This is a genomic window from Pseudomonas serbiensis (genome assembly GCF_030580745.1).
GTDB classification, from domain to species: domain Bacteria; phylum Pseudomonadota; class Gammaproteobacteria; order Pseudomonadales; family Pseudomonadaceae; genus Aquipseudomonas; species Aquipseudomonas serbiensis.
Window position 1 is genome coordinate 213,218 of sequence record NZ_JAUQOO010000004.1, and the last position, 19,012, is coordinate 232,229.

The following is a 19,012-nucleotide window of genomic DNA, read 5'->3' on the forward strand; positions in this document are numbered from 1 at the left end:
CTTATCGGTAGGAGAATTCATTCGCGAGACGGGTCGCGAATGAATTCGCTCCTACCGGGGTTGCCTGTTACAACGCGAAGCGCGCTACCAAGCCATTCAGGCCAATGGCCAGGCGTGACAGTTCATGGCTGGCTGCCGAGGTCTGGGTCGCTCCTGCGGCGGTTTGTGTAGACAGGTCACGAATGCTCACCAGGCTGCGATCCACTTCCCGCGCTACCAGCGACTGCTGTTCAGCAGCGCTGGCGATCACCAGATTGCGCTGGTTGATTTCAGAAATGGCCGCCGTGATCTTCTCAAGGGCCTGACCTGCGCTGCTGGCACGCTTGAGGGTTTGTCCGGCCTGTTGTGCGCTGTTCTGCATGGCACCGACTGTCTGATGGGTGCCGTTCTGAATGCTGCTGATCATCTGCTCGATTTCCTGCGTCGAGTCCTGCGTGCGTTTGGCCAGCGAGCGCACCTCATCGGCGACTACTGCAAACCCCCGACCGGCTTCACCGGCTCGTGCGGCTTCGATGGCTGCGTTGAGTGCCAGCAGGTTGGTCTGGTCGGCGATGCCCCTGATGACTTCCAGTACCTTGGTGATGTCCTGCGCTTGTGTCGCCAGTTCCTGTGCCTGTTCCGATGCGCCCAGCACTTCGGTGACCAGCCCTTCGATGGACTCGATGGTTTCGGCAACCTGACGATGACCATGCTGGCTGTCGGCATCCGAGGCCTTGGACGCTTGTGAGGTCGATACGGCGTTGCTGGCCACTTCATCCACCGCAGCGCTCATCTGGTTGACCGCAGTGGCCGCCAGTTCGATCTCATCATTCTGTGCCTGCAGGCCGCGTGTGCTCTGCTCCATGACCGAACTCATCTCTTCGGCTGCCGAGGCCAGTTGTGATGACGACTCGCTGATGCTCTGGATGGTCGAGCGCAGGTTGGTCTGCATGGCCGACAATGCCTTCAGCAACTGTGCCGGCTCATCCGAGCCTTCAATCTGGATCGAGGCGCGCAGGTTGCCTTGGGCGATGGTCTGCGCAACAGCCAATGCTTCGCTGATCGGTTTGACGATGCTGCGGGTCAGCAGCCATGCCAGCAACACGGTCCCCAGCAAGGCGACGGAAATGATCAGGGACACGATGGTTTTCGTGGAGTCATACAGTTCGGCTGCCTCGTTGGCAGCATTGTCGGCGCCTTTTTGGCTGAAACCGATCATGGCTTCCAGGCTGGCATCGAGTAGGCGGCCCTGAGGTGTGAGTTCGTCGGTAAGGATCGCCCTGGCGTCATCGAAATGCTGACTGTCTATTTGCGCGATGATCTTGTCCACCAGTGTCAGGTAGCGTGTCGCGCTGCTTTCAAGGTCGCCCAGCAACGTGGTTTCCTGGCTGTCGGTGGTTTTGGCTTTTTGCCTTTGCAGGCGGGTGAACAGTTCGCCTCTGGCGTCGTTGATGACTTTCTTGCTGCGTAACTGGCTGTCAGGTGCCGGCATGGCGATCAGCCGAAGGGACTCCATACGAATGGACGCGATAGCAGCGCCCGCATCGTGCATGTTCTCGATATCCGGCATCCAGGACTGTTCTATGATTTCTGCACTTGAGCGCAGTTCTGCCATTTTGCCCAGGCAGAAGATTCCTACAAATGCGAGTAAGACAGCCACTAATCCAAAGCCGAGACAGGCTCTGATCCCAATACGCATGTTTCTGATAAACATTGACCGCTCCTTGTGTCGTAAAAACTCCCTGATTGTTTTTTTTGAGTGGGAGAAGGTATGAGTAATATCTTCGAGCCATCATGTTATCGGGATGCGAGGATCGCAGGTTTATAAATGATGGCGGATTTATGGCTATGTCCCCGTTAAGTGGTGCCAGAGCCTGTATGGGTTCCGGGCTGCACTCGACATGGTCTTGTGTAACACAGCTATGGTTTTTGCCATTGACGCAAGGCAGGGTCAGGCTTTTGAGTGACTGGGCTAGGCTTTGAGTGTCTCGACGTGAGGCTCGTCCATGTCCGCTATCGCTATTGCCCGTCTGATCCTCGACGGCTTCGATGATTACCGTGAGCACTTCCGGCAGATAACCGCCGGTGCCCGGGAGCGTTTCGAGCGTGCGCAATGGCAGTTGATCCAGAGCGCTTCGGCAGGGCGGATCAATCTCTATGAGCAGAAAGTCAACGAAGTGATCGGGCGCCTGGAGGCTGTCGCAATCGCCAGTGCCCAGCCTCTGGACGTCAGGGCATGGCCTGACGTCAAAAGTGTCTATATCGAGCTGATCGATTCGCGACTGGACGATGAGCTGTCTGAAACCTGGTTCAACTCGGTTTTCTTCGGCCTGTTCAGTCATGACCTGATCAGTGACGAGCGCATGTTCATCCATAGCACACGGCCTGCGGCACAGGCTCATGAGCATATGGCGCAGATTCGCAGCTACCGGCCGCTGGGTGATATCGCGGCCATGTTCGAGAGCATATTTGCCGATTACCGCTTTGAGGTGCCTTATGCGGATCTTGGCGCAGATCTACAGCGAATACAGGCCCGACTGCGGGAAAACCTGCCCGATTGGGTGTGCAAGGACCCAACGCTGTGCGTCGAACTGTTTTCATCGGTCTTCTATCGCAACAAGGGCGCCTATCTGGTGGGGCGCGTCTACACCCGCGAGGAACAATGGCCGCTGGTCATTGCATTGGTACACCGCGAAGGTCTCGGGGTCCTGATCGATACACTGATCACCGATGAGGCTGAGGTGTCGATCATCTTTTCCTTCACCCGTTCGTATTTCATGGTCGACGTACCGGTGCCGGCAGCGTTCGTAGGGTTTCTCAAAGGTATTCTGCCCGGCAAGCACATTGCCGAGCTGTACACCTCCATCGGTTTCTACAAGCAAGGCAAGTCCGAGTTCTATCGCGCACTGATTCATCATCTGGCCAGTAGCGACGACCGTTTCATCATGGCCCCCGGAGTACGGGGCATGGTCATGAGCGTGTTCACGCTGCCGGGTTTCAATACGGTGTTCAAGATCATCAAGGACCGGTTTTCGCCCTCCAAGAATGTTGATCGCATGACCGTAATCGACAAGTACCGATTGGTGAAAAGCGTCGACCGGGTAGGGCGCATGGCGGATACCCAGGAGTTTGCCGATTTTCGCTTTCCCTTGAGCAAGTTCGAGCCCGAGTGCCTGGCCGAGCTGTTGCAGGTGGCACCTTCCACCGTTGAGGTGGAGGATGGGGACAGAGTGTTGATTCGCCACTGCTGGACCGAGCGGCGCATGATTCCATTGAACCTCTATCTGGAACAGGCCAGCCCTGAACAGATGCGCGAGGTGCTGGATGATTATGGGCTGGCGATCAAGCAACTGGCGGCAGCGAACATTTTTCCCGGCGATATGTTGCTCAAGAACTTTGGCGTAACCCGCCATGGCCGTGTGGTGTTCTATGACTACGACGAAATCTGCTTTCTCACAGAAGCCAACTTTCGCCGCATTCCGACGCCGCGTACGCCCGAGGATGAAATGGCCTGCGAGCCTTGGTATTCCATTGGCCCGATGGATGTATTCCCCGAGGAGTTTCCGCCTTTTCTGTTTGCCGACCTGCAACAGCGCCGCCTGTTCGACAGCCTGCATGGCGAGCTGTACGACGCCGAGTACTGGAAAGGGCTGCAAGCGGAGATTCGGGCCGGCAAGGTGATCGATGTGTTCCCGTATCGGCGGTGCAGGAGCCAATTCATTCGCGAATGAATTCGCTTACAGCCTAATGCCTATCAGTTAAGGCACAAGAGGCAGCCTTGCTGGCGAAGAGGCCTGGAAGCCGGCAGATATTCTGCGTCTGTACGCTCAAGTCGCCAGCAAGCTGCCTCCCACAAAGTTATTCATGACCTTGACTGAACGCATTACTCCTGAGTATTCAACTCAGTTGCACATGCCTGCTCAACAACGCCCGCAGGGCCGCAGGCTTGACCGGTTTGGGCAGGTAATCCAGCCCGGCCGCATGCACCTGGGCAATCAGCTCCGGGCGACCGTCGGCGCTGATCAGCACTCCCGGCACGGGTTGTCCCAGCCGGGTACGCAGCCAGGCCATCAATTCCGTACCGATTTCACCTTCGTCCAGGTGATAGTCCACCAGCGCCAGTTCCGGGCGAATGCCGTTGTTGAGCAGGGTTTCGCACTCCTGACGATTGCGGGCGGTCCACACCTGGCAGCCCCAGCGTGACAGCAGGCTGTTCATGCCGATCAGAATGCTGTCTTCATTGTCGACACACAGGACCTGAATGCCGTTCATCACCACACGGTTGGGTTCGGTTGGTGTGTGGGGGACCAACGCCAGTGGTTGAGCCTGAGGAACGGTGACACTGAACATGCTGCCTTTGCCCGGCCATGATTTGACCTGCAACGGGTGATCGAGCACTCGACACAGGCCGTCGGCAATCGCCAGACCAAGCCCCAGACCTTTTGCAGCGTGGGTCTGATGGCTGTCCAGGCGTTTGAATTCCTCGAAAATCACTTTCTGCTTGTCTTCGGGAATACCAGGGCCGCGGTCCCAGACTTCCAGGCTCAGGTTGCCACCATGACGCCTGACACCCAGCAATATCGGGCCTTTGGCATAGCGGAAGGCATTGGTCAGGAAGTTTTGCAGGACGCGGCGCAGCAGTTTTATGTCGCTGTCGATCCGCAGTTTGCTGCCCCTGACCCGAAACTTCAGACCCTGCTCCTGAGCCAGCGCCTTGAACTCTGCGCCCAGTGTGTCGAACAGCGCATTCAAGGCGAAAGGTTGCCGATCAGGCGTGATCTTGCCGTTTTCCAGACGCGATATATCGAGCAAGTCGCTGATCAGGTCTTCGGCAGAACGCAACGAACTGTCCAGGTGCTGGATCAATTGCTGCGCGTCACTGGAGATGCCTTCTTCCTGATGAGACAACGCAGCGGAAAACAGCCGGGCGGCATTCAGCGGTTGCATCAGGTCGTGGCTGACGGCGGCGAGAAAGCGAGTCTTGGATTCGTTGGCGGACTCGGCTATTCCTTTGGCTTCGGTCAATGCCAGATTCAGTTGCGACAGCTCGTGGGTCCGCTCTGCGACTCGTTGTTCAAGGCTTTCATTGGCGCCCTTGAGGGCATGCTCGGCGTCGCGGAATGCAGAAATATCGGTGAAGCTCATCACGAACCCGCCGCCAGGCATCGGGTTGCCGATCAGCTCGATAACCCGGCCATTGGGGAACAGCCGCTCTGATGTGTGTGCCCGGCCCTGACGCATCCAGTGCAGTCGACGTGCAACGTGGACCTCGGCTTCGCCCGGCCCGCACAGGCCACGTTCGGCGTTGTAGCGGATGATGTCGGCAATCGGGCGTCCGACGCTGATCAAACCGTCCGGATAATTGAACAGCTCCAGATAGCGATGATTCCAGGCCACCAGCCTCAGGGACTGATCGACGACACTGATGCCCTGGGTGATGTTCTCGATGGCGCCTTGCAGCAGAGCGCGGTTGAATTGCAGCACTTCCGACGCTTCGTCGGCGATGCGTACCACGTCTTCAAGCTGCATGTCCCGGCCTTCGATGGCCGCCTTGACCACGGCTCTGGCCGATGAAGTGCCCAGCACCCCGGCCAGCAGCCGTTCGGTATGGGCGATCCATTCGCCGTTGGCGTTCTGGTTCGGGTTGAAGCTCTTGCCCTGACGATAGGAGAAGCGGATGAAACTCTGCCGGGCTCGTTCTTCGCCGACAAAGCGCGATGACAGGCTCAGCAGGTCTTCGACCTGAACAGCCAGCAACGGGCGGCTGCCAGGGCGCACATGGGTTTCCTGACCAATGAAACGGCCTGCCTGCCAGTGTTCCGAAACGCGGGTGCGCGACAGCATCGATACCCAGACGAACAGCGTGCAGTTACCCAGCATTGACAGCACGACGCTCTGGGTCATTGGCGTGATTGGCAAGTCCAGGGGGTTGCTGTGCAGCCAGCTCAGCAAGGGGAAGTTGTCCAGCGACCAATCCATGCCGTGGGCCACGACCGGCAGTACCAGGGTGTAGAACCAGATGAAAATCCCCGCCGCGAGACCAGCGAATACGCCTCGGCGGTTGGCCTGTTTCCAGTACAACGCACCAAACATGGCAGGAGCCAGTTGGGTGATGGCGGCAAAGGCAATCTGGCCGATGGTTGCCAGACTCGCCGTGGAACCCAGCATGCGATAGCTGACATAGGCCAGCAGCAGGATCACCACAATGCTGATGCGGCGTACCGATAGCATCCAGTAGCGGAACGCCTCGAACGGCCGTTCCGTATTCTTGCGCCTCAGCAGCCAGGGCAGCAGCATGTCGTTGGAGATCATGGTCGACAGCGCGACACTGGCGACGATCACCATGCCGGTGGCTGCCGAAGCACCACCGATAAATGCCAGCAACGCCAGTGATGGATGCGCATGGGCCAGCGGCAGGCTGATGACGAACGAGTCGGGCAGCATGGAGCTTGGCAACAGCATTTGCCCGGCCAGAGCAATGGGCACCACGAACAGCGCGGCCAGGGCCAGATAAGCGGGGAATACCCATTTGGCCAGGTGCAAGTCCTGGGGTTCGATGTTCTCGACCACGGTGACGTGGAACTGCCGGGGCAGACAGACAATCGCCATCATCGCCACGCCGGTCTGCACAATCATCGCTGGCCAGTTGATGGTTTCTTTCCAGTATTCCTCAAGGCGCGGGGCGAGCTTTGCCTGATTGAACAGGTCATCGAAGCCATCGTACAGGCCAAAGGTGACGAACACCCCGACCGCCATGAACGCCAGCAACTTGACCAGCGCTTCAAAGGCAATCGCCAGCACCATGCCGCGATGGTGTTCGGTGACGTCGAGGTTGCGGGCACCGAACACGATGGTGAACAGCGCCAGAACCACCGAGACCACCAGCGCTGTGTCCTGGGCGCGAGTGCCGGTTGAGTCGGGGCCGGCACCGATCAGGATATTGACTCCCAGCACGATGCCTTTGAGCTGCAGGGCAATGTACGGCAGCATCCCGATCAGGCAGATCAGTGTCACCATGATCGCCAGCGGCTGCGACTTGCCGTAGCGAGCAGCAATGAAGTCGGCAATCGAAGTGATGTTTTCCTGTTTGCTGATCAGCACCATCTTCTGCAACACCCAGGGTGCCAGCAGCATCAATACGATAGGCCCCAGATAGATCGGCAGGAACGACCATAATTGCTCGGCCGCCTGGCCTACGGCCCCGAAGAAGGTCCAGCTTGTGCAATAAACAGCCAGCGAAAGGCTATAGACCCAGGCACGCATGGTCGGGCGCAGCGAGGCGCTGTACCGGTCGCCATAGAAGGCAATGGCAAACATGATGGCCATATAGGTCAGGGCAACGGCAGCAATCAGCCCGCTGGACAGCGACATATGAATTTCCAGAGTGTATCGATCTCGAACCGGCAGTCTCGCACGATGCCTGGCGTTCGTCTTTCTCGACCAAGGTCGAGCGTGGTGTTATGTCGCAGGAGACGTATTTCCAGGTTGCAGGAGCGGGCCTATCGACATCCGGCAACGTTACGTCTTCAATGTGCTCCGGATTGGATTCAGAACTTCCAATTAGCCAAGCCATTCAGGACCACGGACGATGAGCCAACAGTCACAATTCAGCCTGCTCGGAAAACGGCGCTTTCTGCCGTTTTTCATCACCCAGTCCCTTGGGGCATTCAATGACAATATCTTCAAGCAGTCACTGATTCTCGCCATCCTTTACAAGCTGAGCATCGACGGCGACCGTTCGATCTACGTCAACTTGTGCGCCTTGTTGTTCATCCTGCCGTTCTTTCTGTTTTCGGCCTTGGCCGGGCAGTTTGGCGAGAAGTACCCCAAGGATGCGCTGATCCGGCTTATCAAGCTTGCGGAGATCGGCATCATGGTGGTCGGTGCTGCCGGGTTTCTGTTTGATCATCTGTGGATGATGTTGCTGGCGCTGTTTGCCATGGGCACTCATTCGGCACTGTTCGGGCCGGTCAAGTATTCGATCCTGCCGCAGCACCTGCGTGAGAACGAGTTGGTCGGCGGGAACGGGCTGGTGGAAATGGGCACCTTCCTGGCGATCCTTGCGGGCACCATCGGCGCCGGGATCATGATGTCCTCCAGTCATTACGCCTTCGTGGTATCTGCCGCCATTGTGCTGGTGGCATGCCTGGGTTTCGTGGCCAGTTACGGCATTCCGAAAGCGCCAGCGGCTTCCCCGGAAATGAAGCTGAACTGGAATATCTTCACCCAGTCCTGGGCTACCTTGCGCATGGGGCTTGGGCAAACACCTGCGGTGTCGCGCTCGATTGTCGGCAACTCCTGGTTCTGGTTCGTGGGGGCTATTTACCTGACACAGATCCCGGCCTACGCCAAGGAGTGGATGTACGGCGACGAAACCGTTGTCACACTGATCCTGACGGTGTTCTCCATCGGTATTGCTCTGGGCTCGTTGCTTTGTGAGCGGATGTCCGGCCACAAGGTCGAGATTGGTCTGGTGCCGTTCGGCTCCATGGGGCTGACGGTGTTTGGCCTGTTGCTGTGGTGGCATTCGGGCGGATTCCCGCAGAACGTGCAGGCCAACGACTGGCTGGCCGTGCTTTCCTATGGGCAGGCCTGGTGGGTATTGCTGGATATTCTCGGGATCGGGGTTTTCGGTGGCTTTTACATCGTGCCGCTGTACGCGCTGATCCAGTCCCGAACCCCGGAGAAGGAGCGCTCGCGGGTCATTGCTTCCAACAACATTCTCAATGCGCTGTTCATGGTGGTGTCGGCCATCGTTTCCATCCTGATGCTCAGCTTCGCCAAACTGTCGATCCCGCAGTTGTTCCTGGTGATCTCGCTGATGAACATCGCGGTCAACGCCTACATCTTCAAGATCGTCCCCGAGTTCACCATGCGTTTCATGATCTGGCTGCTTAGCCATTCCATGTACCGCGTCGAGCATCGCAACCTTGACCTGATCCCTGAAGAAGGCCCGGCCTTGCTGGTCTGCAACCATGTGTCCTTTGTTGATGCGTTGCTGATCGGTGGCGCCGTGCGGCGGCCGATCCGTTTTGTCATGTATTACAAGATCTATCGCCTGCCGGTGCTCAACTTCATTTTCCGCACGGCCGGTACCATCCCGATTGCGGGGCGCAACGAAGACCTGGAAATCTACGAGCAGGCGTTCAAACGGATTGCCCAATACCTTGCGGACGGTGAACTGGTCTGCATCTTCCCGGAAGGCAAACTGACCCGCGATGGCGAAATCAGTGGCTTCAAGGGCGGCATGACCCGTGTGATCGAGGAGACGCCGGTGCCGGTGATCCCGCTGGCGTTGCAAGGTTTGTGGGGCAGCTTCTTCAGCTATGCGCCGGACAAGAAGCTGTTTCGTCGCCTGTGGTCGAGAGTGGTGCTGGTTGCAGGCGCTGCGATTGCGGCCGATGCAGCTAAACCTGCCGATGTGCGAGAGCAGGTGAAAGCGTTGAGAGGGGCTGGGCGCTAGAGGATATGCAAGGGGCGGTCGATACGCCCCTTGCATGCGAGTGTCAGGCAACCTTGAAGCGGCTGACCAGACGCTGCTGGTGTTCGGCCAGTCGCGCCAGTTCCTGGCTGGTAATGGCTGTCTGTTCAGCACCGGCACTGACCTGAATGACCAGATCGTTGATCTCGTTGACGTTGCGGTTGATATCCTCGGACACCGCACTCTGTTCTTCCGCCGCCGAGGCGATCTGAATGTTGCGGTCGCTGATGCTGGTCACCCCTTCGGCGATTTCCGTCAGCAGTTCGCCAGCGCGCTCGACCTTGAGAGCTCCGGACTGCGCCTTGCCCAGGGTTTCCTGCATCGAGGTGGTCGCCCGGTCAGAACCTGTCTGCAGATTGGTAATCATCTGCTGAATGCTGCCGGTGGATTCCTGAGTCTTCTGCGCCAGGGTGCGCACCTCTGAGGCCACTACTGCAAAGCCACGGCCATGGTCGCCGGCGCGCGCGGCTTCGATGGCGGCGTTCAAGGCCAGCAGGTTGGTCTGCTCGGCAATCCCGCGAATGACATCAAGCACTGAAGAAATCGCGTCACTCTCGTGTTTCAGGTCGCCAATAATGGAAGCTGTCTGCTCGGCCTGCCCCGACAACTGGCGAATCAGTTCGATGGTGCTCTCGATTTCACCACGGCCTTGCGTTGTGCTGGTGTTGACCTGTTGGGACATTTGCGCTGCATCGCTGGTGCTGAGCGCCACTTCCCTGACGGTTGTGCTCATCTCGTTGATCGCCGTGGCTACCAGCTCAGTGCTCTGGCGTTGCTGCTCGATGCTGCGGCTGGTTTCTGAGGTGACGGTGGAGCACTCCTCGGCTGCGGTCGCTACCTGTGCGGTGGCATTGCCGATTTCCTGAACGATATCTCGGATCTCTTGCGCCATCCGGTTGAGGTTACGTGAGATCTGGCCGAACTCGTCCTTGCTCTCGTAGGTCGCTCTTGCAGTGAGATCACGCCCGGCAAGGTCGTCCAGCACCTTGTTCACATCACTGACCGCCAGGTTGATATTGCGAATGATCAGATACGACAGTGCCGATACCGCAAGCAGTGCGGCGATGGCAGCACCGATGGTCAGCCACAGGGCGCGGTTGGCGACATTGCGTTCATGCATGGCAAGCTTGCTGACACTCTGGCCCAGGTCCTCTTCAATATCGCTCATCATGTCGATACGGCGCGTAGAGGTTTCAAACCAGGCTTGCGGCTTGATGCCCAGTGCTTGCCCCATCGGCACATCAAATGCCAGACGCTGCAACTTGCCGACTTCCAATGCTGCCGGGGCCTGCATTTTCTCATTGAACTCCTTCAAAGAGTCTGTCGGCGCCTTGCGGCTGAATGACTCGGAATAAGCGATGAACTCTCCGAGATTACGGCTGAAGCTCGACAATAGTTTTTCGTCGAAACGATCCTGATTGAACACCAGGCCAAGTACGACACGTTCGCGGCCGGCTCGCTCTTTCATTTCGATGAATTGATTCAGCGCACTGAGGGCGTGAACAATAGTCGCATTATTGACGCTGGCCTCCAGAGAGTGGGTATAACCAATAAGTGTTTGAATGACCTGGGTATAACGTGCTCCCGACTCGGTACTGTTGATAGCCTGCTTGTCGACGTTAGTGCGAGTTTGTATCACGCTGTCGAGTGCGCGAAGTACAGGGTCGAGTTCGGAGGCTCCGGATGTAGATAACTCGCGTACGGCCTCTATAGTGAGATTCGAATCCTTGCGCAATTCGATAAGCCGGTCGCCCATGGTCGTGCCGCGACTGCCCAGGAACACGCCGCTGGCGCCACGCTCGCGTTGCAGCGTCGTGATAAGACGGCTCAGTTTCTGGGCTGTAGCACTGGCCGTTACTGTCTTGTTCATGTCGTTCAAAGTTTTGTAATTATTTGAAACAAATACTCCGGCCAATATCAGGAAGCCCAATAAGGGAAGCAGCAAAATCAATAAGAGTTTTATCCTTAGCGGTGCATTTTTGAGCATTTTTGTGAAGCTCCCTTGATGTGTGAAATCTTGGCGCGCGACAGAGTGGGGTCGTTATAGTTCGCGTTACATGTGTCGGCGCATGTTACTGGGGATTTAGGCGGGAGGTCGTTTTTTATATTTTTATTTTGCGCTGGATAGTTTGTCCGACAAAAACTAACCAGGCTGCCTTGATCAGGGTCAAGGAAACGGTCTGTTTTATAAGGGGGGGTTAGTTGCCCGGACGGTTATGGAAACAGTCCGGGCATTGATGAACGCCTGGCCTTAATGAGCGACAGGTTTGTCAGCGGGCTGTTGAGTGTTTTCTTCCGGCATCTTGCGGAAGTAAGTGGAGAGCAGGGCACCCGAAATATTGTGCCAGACGCTGAACAGCGCGCTGGGTACTGCCGCCAGTGGCGAGAAGTGTGCGCTGGCCAGCGCAGCACCCAGCCCGGAATTCTGCATGCCGACTTCCAGAGCCAGGGATTTACGCTGCGGCAGCGGCAGCTTGAATACCTTGCCTGTGAAGTAACCCAGCAGGAAACCGAAGGTGTTGTGCAGGATCACCACCGCCATGATCAGCAGGCCGGACTCGGCGATCTTCGCCTGGCTGGCGGCCACCACGGCACAGACGATCAGCACGATGCTGACCACCGAGACCAGCGGCAGTACGTCGACCGCATGGCTGACCCGGGCATCGAGCAGGCGCTGGGCGGCGACGCCGAGGCAGATCGGCAGCATCACCAGTTGCAGTATCGACCAGAACATATCCGTGAAGGATACCGGCAGCCAGGCCGAGGCCAGGAACCAGATCAGGGTGGGCGTCAGCAACGGAGCGAGCAGGGTGGTGACGGCTGCGATGGCCACTGCCAGCGCCAGATCACCCTTGGCCAGCCAGGCCATGACATTGGATGAGGTGCCGCTCGGGCAGCAACCCACCAGAATCACACCCACTGCGATTTCCGGTGGCAGATGAAAAATCTGGCACAACAGCCAGGCGACGCCCGGCATGATGACGAAGTGCGCGACCACACCCAGCGCCACGCGCCACGGGTTACGCACCACCTCAGAGAAGTCTTCAAGCTTGAGTGTCAGGCCCATGCCGAACATGACCAGCCCCAGCAACGGGACAATCCAGCCTTTAAGACCGATGAACACCTGAGGGAACAGGAACGCCAGAATAGCGAACAACAGCACCCAGTACGCAAACGTATTCCCTACAAAACGGCTCAAGGCTACCAATGCCCGCATGTCTTGTTCCTTTTTCCTGTATCCATGAAAAAGAGGCGCCGCCTATATAGGCGGCGTCATCCTGTTACAGTCCAGCCGGAGGAATCAGATCCCTTGCGGGATTTCCTCTCCGCCCAGTGCCTCGAACAACTCAGGCAGGAACTCGCCGAAGGTCAGCATCATCAGAGTGAAGCTGGCGTCCAGCTGGCCCAGGGCTTCGTCGCCGCCGTCCTGTTCGGCCTGATCCTGCAGCAGATCCTCGAACTTCAGGCGCTTGACCACCAGCTTGTCGTCCAGAACGAACGACAGCTTGTCTTGCCAGGCCAGCGAGAGCTGGGTGACGACCTTGCCGGTGTTCAGGTGCAACTGGATTTCATCGCTGGTCAGGTCCTGACGCTTGCAACGCACGATGCCACCATCTTCGTGGGTGTCGCGCAGTTCGCATTCGTCCAGTACAAAGAAGTTGTCGGCGGCTTTCTGGGTCTTGACCCAGTCGGTCATGATTGCGCTTGGCGCGGTCTTGACGGTCAGCGGACGCACCGGCAACGAGCCGATCACTTCACGCAGGGTCGACAGCAGGTCTTCGGCACGCTTGGGGCTGGAAGCGTTGACCAGAATCAGGCCCTGTTTCGGCGCAATGGCGGCGAAAGTGGCCGAGCGACGGATAAAGGCACGAGGCAGGAAGGCCTGGATGATTTCATCCTTTAGCTGGTCACGCTCTTTCTTGTAGACCTTGCGCATCTGTTCGGCTTCGATCTCGTCGACCTTTTCCTTCAATGCATCACGTACCACGCTGCCGGGCAGAATGCGTTCTTCCTTGCGCGCAGCAATCAGCAGGAAGTCCTGGCTGACGTGTACCAATGGCGCGTCCTCGCCCTTGCCGAATGGTGCGACGAAACCGTAAGTGGTCAACTCCTGGCTGGCACAGGCGCGGGCCGGCTTGGTCGCCAATGCAGTTTCCAGCGCCTCGGCGTCAAAAGGCACATCCTGGGTCAGGCGATAGATAAGCAGGTTTTTGAACCACATGAGGTGAATCTCTCCTTCCATACAAAGGAGGGCATTATTCGCTGCTCGGCCGTCCGGGCCAACCCTGCGCTAAGCCTTTGGAAGGATTATAAAAATTATTTAAAAAAGTGCTTGCCAGAGTATGGGTCGCTCCGTAGAATGCGCGCCACACCGAGAGTGAAGGGTGATTAGCTCAGCTGGGAGAGCATCTGCCTTACAAGCAGAGGGTCGGCGGTTCGATCCCGTCATCACCCACCAATCTCTCTCTTAGTGTTACGCGCAGCGGTAGTTCAGTCGGTTAGAATACCGGCCTGTCACGCCGGGGGTCGCGGGTTCGAGTCCCGTCCGCTGCGCCATATTAAGCTTCAAGGCCCTTGAACTCCTTGAAGCAACCAGAAAAGCGACCTTAGGGTCGCTTTTTTGCTTTCTGCGGTGTGGGAGCGAATTCATTCGCGAAGAATCCTGCATCAATGCCGCCCGGTACATCCCACGAAAGACATCGCCTTCAATGTCGTCTCGCGAATGAATTCGCTCCTACGCCCGCATGGTCCTGCTTATATTCATTTTTTGGATTATGTATCAAATTAAAAATCAATATTTATCATATTAGCTTATAGCCAAATAGAAGTTTTTTTGAGCGATTGATTCCGTTATGTTTGGTTTCGACAGCCTACCCCTCACCTCGGATGGTACCAATCGTGATCAAGGTTCTGCGCGCATGCCATCGCGCAAACAGGCCAGGAGCCTGAGTTTGCAAGGCATGCCAGGGTGATCCACCACTGACCCCTGTTGCAGGATCGTTGGAAGGGAGTTCGATGTATGTTGCCACTTCAATCCCGTTATCCGGGTTCTTCTCGCCCTGTCGCTGACAGGCGCTCTGCAGTATTCCAGCCTCCTGCTCGTTCAGCTGCGCACAGTTAGCTCGCGTTTCGTTTCGGGTGTTTTCAAGCACCGGGACTGAATGTCGGCATCAACGAATAAACGCATGGCTCGCTGTCTCGATGACGGCGTGAGTGCCCGACCGCGCAATCTGGATGAGCGGGCTGCAATGGCGGCCCTTTGGAGTGGATGTGCAGAGAGTCTTACAGGATGTTCATGTGTCCAGGCGCAGTCTGCGCTTGAACCCGTTGGCCTTGGCTATGGGGAGCGTGTTGCTGGCCGGGGCGGTTCAGGCACAGGAGGCTTCGTCCCAGAGTGGCGATACCCTGTCTACGGTGGTGGTGACCGGTAATCGTGGTGCCGAGCAGCGCACCGTCACCAGCAGCCCGGTGCCGATCGATGTGGTCAGCGCCAGGCAACTGCAAAGCACCGGCAAACCCGGCCTGATGGAGGCCTTGAGTGCCGTGATTCCATCCCTGACCCTGCCGGAAAAAACCGGCTGGGACGCCAGCGGCATGGCCCGTGCGCCGAACTTGCGTGGGCTGAGTGCCGCCGAAGTGTTGGTGCTGGTCAATGGCAAGCGCCGCCACACCAGTGCGACCTTGAATATCAACGGTATCAATACCGGCGCGGCACCTGCCGACCTGGATTTCATTCCCATCAGCGCCATCGACCACGTTGAAGTGCTGCGCGACGGGGCTGCCGCTCAATATGGCTCCGATGCCATCGCAGGTGTGATCAACGTCATTCTCAAGGCCGATACCAGCGGCACTGCCGTTACCAACGCGGGTATTGGTTATGACGGCAAGAAGCAGACGGTTCAGCAGAGTCTGAACAAGGGTTTCGAGATCGGCGATGGCGGCATCGTGCAGCTCGCGCTCGATGCCCGCAGCCAGAACGATGACAACAAGGCCAGTGCCAACGGCTACACCTATGATCAGGCGCTGGATCTGGCAGGCAAGTCCACGTATGGCGGCTACGGCACACCGAAGATCAACCTGCTGACCCTGGGCTATAACGCCGAATTGCCGGTCAGCGATGATCTCAGCCTTTATTCGTTCACCACCTATTCGCGTCGCAAGGCCGAGCAGGGTCAGAACTTTCGCCTGCCCACCATCACCAATACCATCACGACCGGCCCCAACGGATACCCCGGCGGGTATGTGCCAATCTGGTACATCGATGAAGAAGACTTCCAGGCGGCATTCGGTGCCAAGGGCCAGGTCGGCGAGTGGGACTGGGACTTGTCTTCGACTTATGGCCGCAACGAGGCCGAGCAGGGCACCGAGCGCAACCAGAACCCGTCCCTGGGCGAGGCAACGCCCAACAACTTTACTTCCGGCACCTGGATTGCCACCGAACTGACCACCAATCTGGATTTCAAGCGCGGCTTCGATATCGGTCTGCAAAAACCTCTGGATCTGTCTTACGGCTTCGAGCATCGACGCGATGGATATGAAGTTCAGGAAGGTGACTGGGCTTCCTATGCCAACGGTGGATATTGCGTCTCGCCAGGCAATTGCGCTTCTTCCGGCGCGCAGGTCACCAACGGTATTTCTCCTGACGAAGCCAGCAGCGCCACGCGCAACAGCGTCGCCAGTTATGTCGACGTCGGTTTCAACCCGATACCACAGTGGTATCTGGGCACGGCGTTGCGTTATGAGCACTACAACCAGGGTGTGGGCGCGACCCGCAGTGGCAAGCTGACAACCCGTTATGACTTCACCCCCGAGTTCGCCGTGCGGGCGACGGTGAGCAACGGTTTCCGGGCACCTTCGCTGGCCAACAGCCTGTTCAGTGCCCGCTCGACCACTTATGGCGTGGTGAATGGCGTCTATCAGTCCATCAACTTCGGTGTGCTGCCGGTTGCCTCGGACGCGGCCAGAGCCTTGGGGGCCGAAGACCTCAAGCCTGAGCGCTCCACCAACTTCAGCCTGGGCTTCACCCTGACGCCGACCGAGCGCCTGAGCCTCACCGCCGATGCCTATGTGATCAACATTCGCGACCGCATCACCCTGACCGGCACGCTGCTGGGCAGTGAAGTCACTCAAGTGCTGTTGGATAACGGCATCAATTCGACGTCGGGCGGCCAGTATTTCATCAACGGTGCCGACACCCGGACCAAGGGCGTGGATGTGGTCGGTAACTACCGCCAGGACCTGGGCGCGTTCGGTTCGGTGAAGTGGACCGCGGCGTTCAACTGGAACCAGACCGAAATCCTCAGCTACAAGGCTTCCACCACCATTCTGGGTACTTCCTATGACTTGATGGACCGTGAGGCCCGCAACGATGTGACCGGTATTCAGCCCAAGACCAAGCTGATCCTGGGCGGCGACTGGAGCATCGACAAGTTCAATATCAATCTGGCCCTGACCCGCTATGGCTCCTACAAGGAAGTCAACGATTCCAACGACCGATCCCTGGATCGTATCTACGCCGCCAAATGGATCACCGATCTGGACGTCGGCTACAACCTCACCAAAGACCTGAACATCGCCGTGGGCGCCAAGAACCTGTTTGACGTCTATCCCAAGAAGCAGGGCATCCCCAGCAACACCATGACCAGTAGCTACGGCACTTACTCGCCCTTCGGATTTACCGGTGGCTATTACTACACCCGCCTGACGTATGCCTTTTAAGTGAGCGCGCAGTCACTGCGCCCAGGCTGTTCGACATTAACAAGACGCGATCACGTGTCATTGCGTGCGAGGAACCCGAGATGCCCATTGTCGCCAAACCGTTCGACCTCCGAAGCGAGGAGACTCACTACAAGGTGCCCGAGGCTCAGGCAGCGGCTCCTGCCAGAGCATTGCAGATTGTCCCGGCCCGTCATCCGTGGCGTTGGGTAGGCTCTGTCTTTGCCGCACTGGTGTTGTTTGGCATCGTCCATTCGCTGGCCACCAACCCGCGCTGGGAGTGGGATGTGTTTGCCAAGTGGTTCTTCTCGCCGTCGGTGTTGCGCGGGCTGGGGCAGACCTTGCTGCTCACGGTCCTGAGCACGGTGTTCAGTATCCTGCTGGGGACGGCGCTGGCACTGGCGCGCCTGTCGAAGTCGCCGCTGCTGGCGTCACTGGCCTGGGGCTACATCTGGTTTTTCCGTTCGATGCCAGCCTTGCTGGTACTGATCATCCTCTACAACTTTGCCTACCTCTACGATCACATCGTGCTGGGTGTGCCGTTCACCGAAATCGTGCTGGCCGAATGGTCCACAGTCGATGTGTTGAGCCAGTTCACCGTGGCGGTGCTGGGGCTGAGCCTGATGCAGGCGGCCTATACCGCGGAAATCATTCGTGGCGGCATCATCAGCGTCGACAACGGTCAGCATGAAGCGGCCGCAGCACTGGGCTTGCCGGCGCAGCGGCGGATTTTCCGCATCATCCTGCCCCAGGCCCTGCGTTCGATCCTGCCTTCGGGATTCAACGAAATCATTGGCCTGGTCAAGGGGACTTCCATCGTTTACGTGCTGGCCCTGCCGGACCTGTTCTACACCGTGCAGGTGATCTACAACCGCACCCAGGCCGTGATTCCGCTGCTGATCGTCGCCACGGTCTGGTACCTGATCATCACCACTTTACTGACCTGCGCCCAGTACTACATCGAGCGCCATTTTGCCCGGGGCACGGCGCGTGTCCTGCCGCCGACTCCCTTGCAACGCCTGCGTCACTGGTTCAAGGAGAAGACCCATGGCTGAGTCTGCAATGGCGGTACGCGCCGGTCGTATCCAGATACAGAACGTGGGCAAGCGTTTCGGCAATCAGGAAGTGCTCAAGAATATCGACCTGACCATCGAGCCGGGCAAGGTCACGGTGATCCTCGGGCCTTCCGGTTCCGGCAAGTCGACCTTGCTCAGGACCATCAATCATCTGGAGAAAATCGACAGCGGGCACATCACCATCGACGGTGAATATGTCGGCTACCGGCGCAAGGGCGATCTGCTCTATGAGCTCAAGGAGAGCGAGATTCTCAAGCGTCGCATCGACGTGGGTTTCGTGTTCCAGAACTTCAATCTGTTCCCGCACCTCACGGCCTGGGAAAACATCGCCGAAGCCCCTCTGGCCCACAAGCGCTGGAGCAAATCCGAGGCCCGCGACCGGGCACTGGAACTGCTGGGCAAGGTAGGCCTGCAAGACAAGGCCGACGCTTATCCACGGCAGCTTTCCGGTGGTCAACAGCAGCGTGTAGCCATCGCCCGTGCCCTGGCGCTCGATCCCAAAGTGCTGCTGTTCGACGAGCCGACCTCCGCGCTGGACCCGGAACTGGTCGGTGAGGTGCTGGACGTCATCAAGGGCCTGACCCGGCTTGGTGTGACGCTGGTGGTCGTGACCCATGAAATCGGGTTTGCCAGGGAAGTGGCCGACCATGTGGTGTTTCTCTGCGAAGGCCAGTTGATCGAAGAAGGGCCTCCCGAACAGATATTTCGCCAACCCCGCCATCCTCGCACCATCGCCTTCCTGGGCAAGGTGCTGTGAATT

10 protein-coding genes and 2 tRNA genes are annotated in these 19,012 nt (G+C 58.0%); 7 read left to right on the forward strand and 5 right to left on the reverse strand.

Going from position 1 to position 19,012, the window contains the following annotated elements; translation table 11 throughout:
- Positions 1-67: 67 nt before the first annotated feature.
- The gene (locus tag Q6A51_RS07645; protein WP_201019323.1) at positions 68-1,693 is read right to left on the reverse strand and encodes a methyl-accepting chemotaxis protein; all 1,626 of its coding nucleotides are present in this window, start codon (positions 1,691-1,693) and stop codon (positions 68-70) included.
- 292 nt (positions 1,694-1,985) lie between these two features.
- Here Q6A51_RS07645 and aceK point away from each other — a divergent pair, with 292 nt between their 5' ends.
- Entirely contained in the window at positions 1,986-3,710 is a 1,725-nt protein-coding gene (aceK, locus tag Q6A51_RS07650) for a bifunctional isocitrate dehydrogenase kinase/phosphatase (protein WP_304574472.1), read from the forward strand.
- A gap of 166 nt (positions 3,711-3,876) precedes the next feature.
- Here the strand turns inward: aceK and Q6A51_RS07655 are convergent, their stop codons facing one another.
- Positions 3,877-7,350 carry a hybrid sensor histidine kinase/response regulator gene (locus Q6A51_RS07655; RefSeq protein WP_304574473.1) on the reverse strand — a complete coding sequence of 1,158 codons (3,474 nt, stop codon included), beginning with the start codon at positions 7,348-7,350 and terminating at the stop codon, positions 3,877-3,879.
- A 217-nt stretch (positions 7,351-7,567) separates the two neighbouring features.
- On the opposite strand from Q6A51_RS07655, the gene Q6A51_RS07660 reads away from it, so the two are divergent.
- Positions 7,568-9,442: an MFS transporter gene (locus Q6A51_RS07660; protein ID WP_201019320.1), complete on the forward strand. Its 1,875-nt coding sequence runs from the start codon at positions 7,568-7,570 to the stop codon at positions 9,440-9,442.
- 43 nt (positions 9,443-9,485) lie between these two features.
- Here the strand turns inward: Q6A51_RS07660 and Q6A51_RS07665 are convergent, their stop codons facing one another.
- From Q6A51_RS07665 to rdgC, 3 genes are all read right to left on the reverse strand, one after another.
- Positions 9,486-11,447 carry a methyl-accepting chemotaxis protein gene (locus Q6A51_RS07665; RefSeq protein ID WP_201019319.1) on the reverse strand — a complete coding sequence of 654 codons (1,962 nt, stop codon included), beginning with the start codon at positions 11,445-11,447 and terminating at the stop codon, positions 9,486-9,488.
- Between the two features lie 264 nt (positions 11,448-11,711).
- Positions 11,712-12,677, reverse strand: coding sequence for a bile acid:sodium symporter family protein (locus tag Q6A51_RS07670; RefSeq protein WP_304574474.1), 966 nt, complete (start codon positions 12,675-12,677; stop codon positions 11,712-11,714).
- Between the two features lie 84 nt (positions 12,678-12,761).
- Entirely contained in the window at positions 12,762-13,682 is a 921-nt protein-coding gene (rdgC, locus tag Q6A51_RS07675; protein ID WP_117164134.1) for a recombination-associated protein RdgC, read from the reverse strand.
- A gap of 161 nt (positions 13,683-13,843) precedes the next feature.
- Here rdgC and Q6A51_RS07680 point away from each other — a divergent pair.
- The 5 genes from Q6A51_RS07680 (at position 13,844) to Q6A51_RS07700 (ending at position 19,009) form a co-directional block, all read left to right on the forward strand.
- Positions 13,844-13,919: transfer RNA gene (locus tag Q6A51_RS07680), tRNA-Val, on the forward strand.
- Positions 13,920-13,940: 21 nt separating this feature from the next.
- Positions 13,941-14,017, forward strand: a tRNA-Asp gene (locus Q6A51_RS07685).
- A 783-nt stretch (positions 14,018-14,800) separates the two neighbouring features.
- A complete protein-coding gene (locus Q6A51_RS07690; protein WP_304574525.1) occupies positions 14,801-17,179 on the forward strand; it encodes a TonB-dependent receptor plug domain-containing protein in 2,379 nt (792 codons plus the stop codon).
- Between the two features lie 80 nt (positions 17,180-17,259).
- Positions 17,260-18,231, forward strand: coding sequence for an amino acid ABC transporter permease (locus Q6A51_RS07695; protein WP_304574475.1), 972 nt, complete (start codon positions 17,260-17,262; stop codon positions 18,229-18,231).
- Complete coding sequence (locus tag Q6A51_RS07700; RefSeq protein ID WP_201019316.1) at positions 18,224-19,009, forward strand: amino acid ABC transporter ATP-binding protein; 786 nt, start codon at positions 18,224-18,226, stop codon at positions 19,007-19,009. The genes Q6A51_RS07695 and Q6A51_RS07700 overlap by 8 nt, the downstream gene beginning before the upstream one ends.
- The last annotated feature ends 3 nt before the right edge of the window (positions 19,010-19,012 follow it).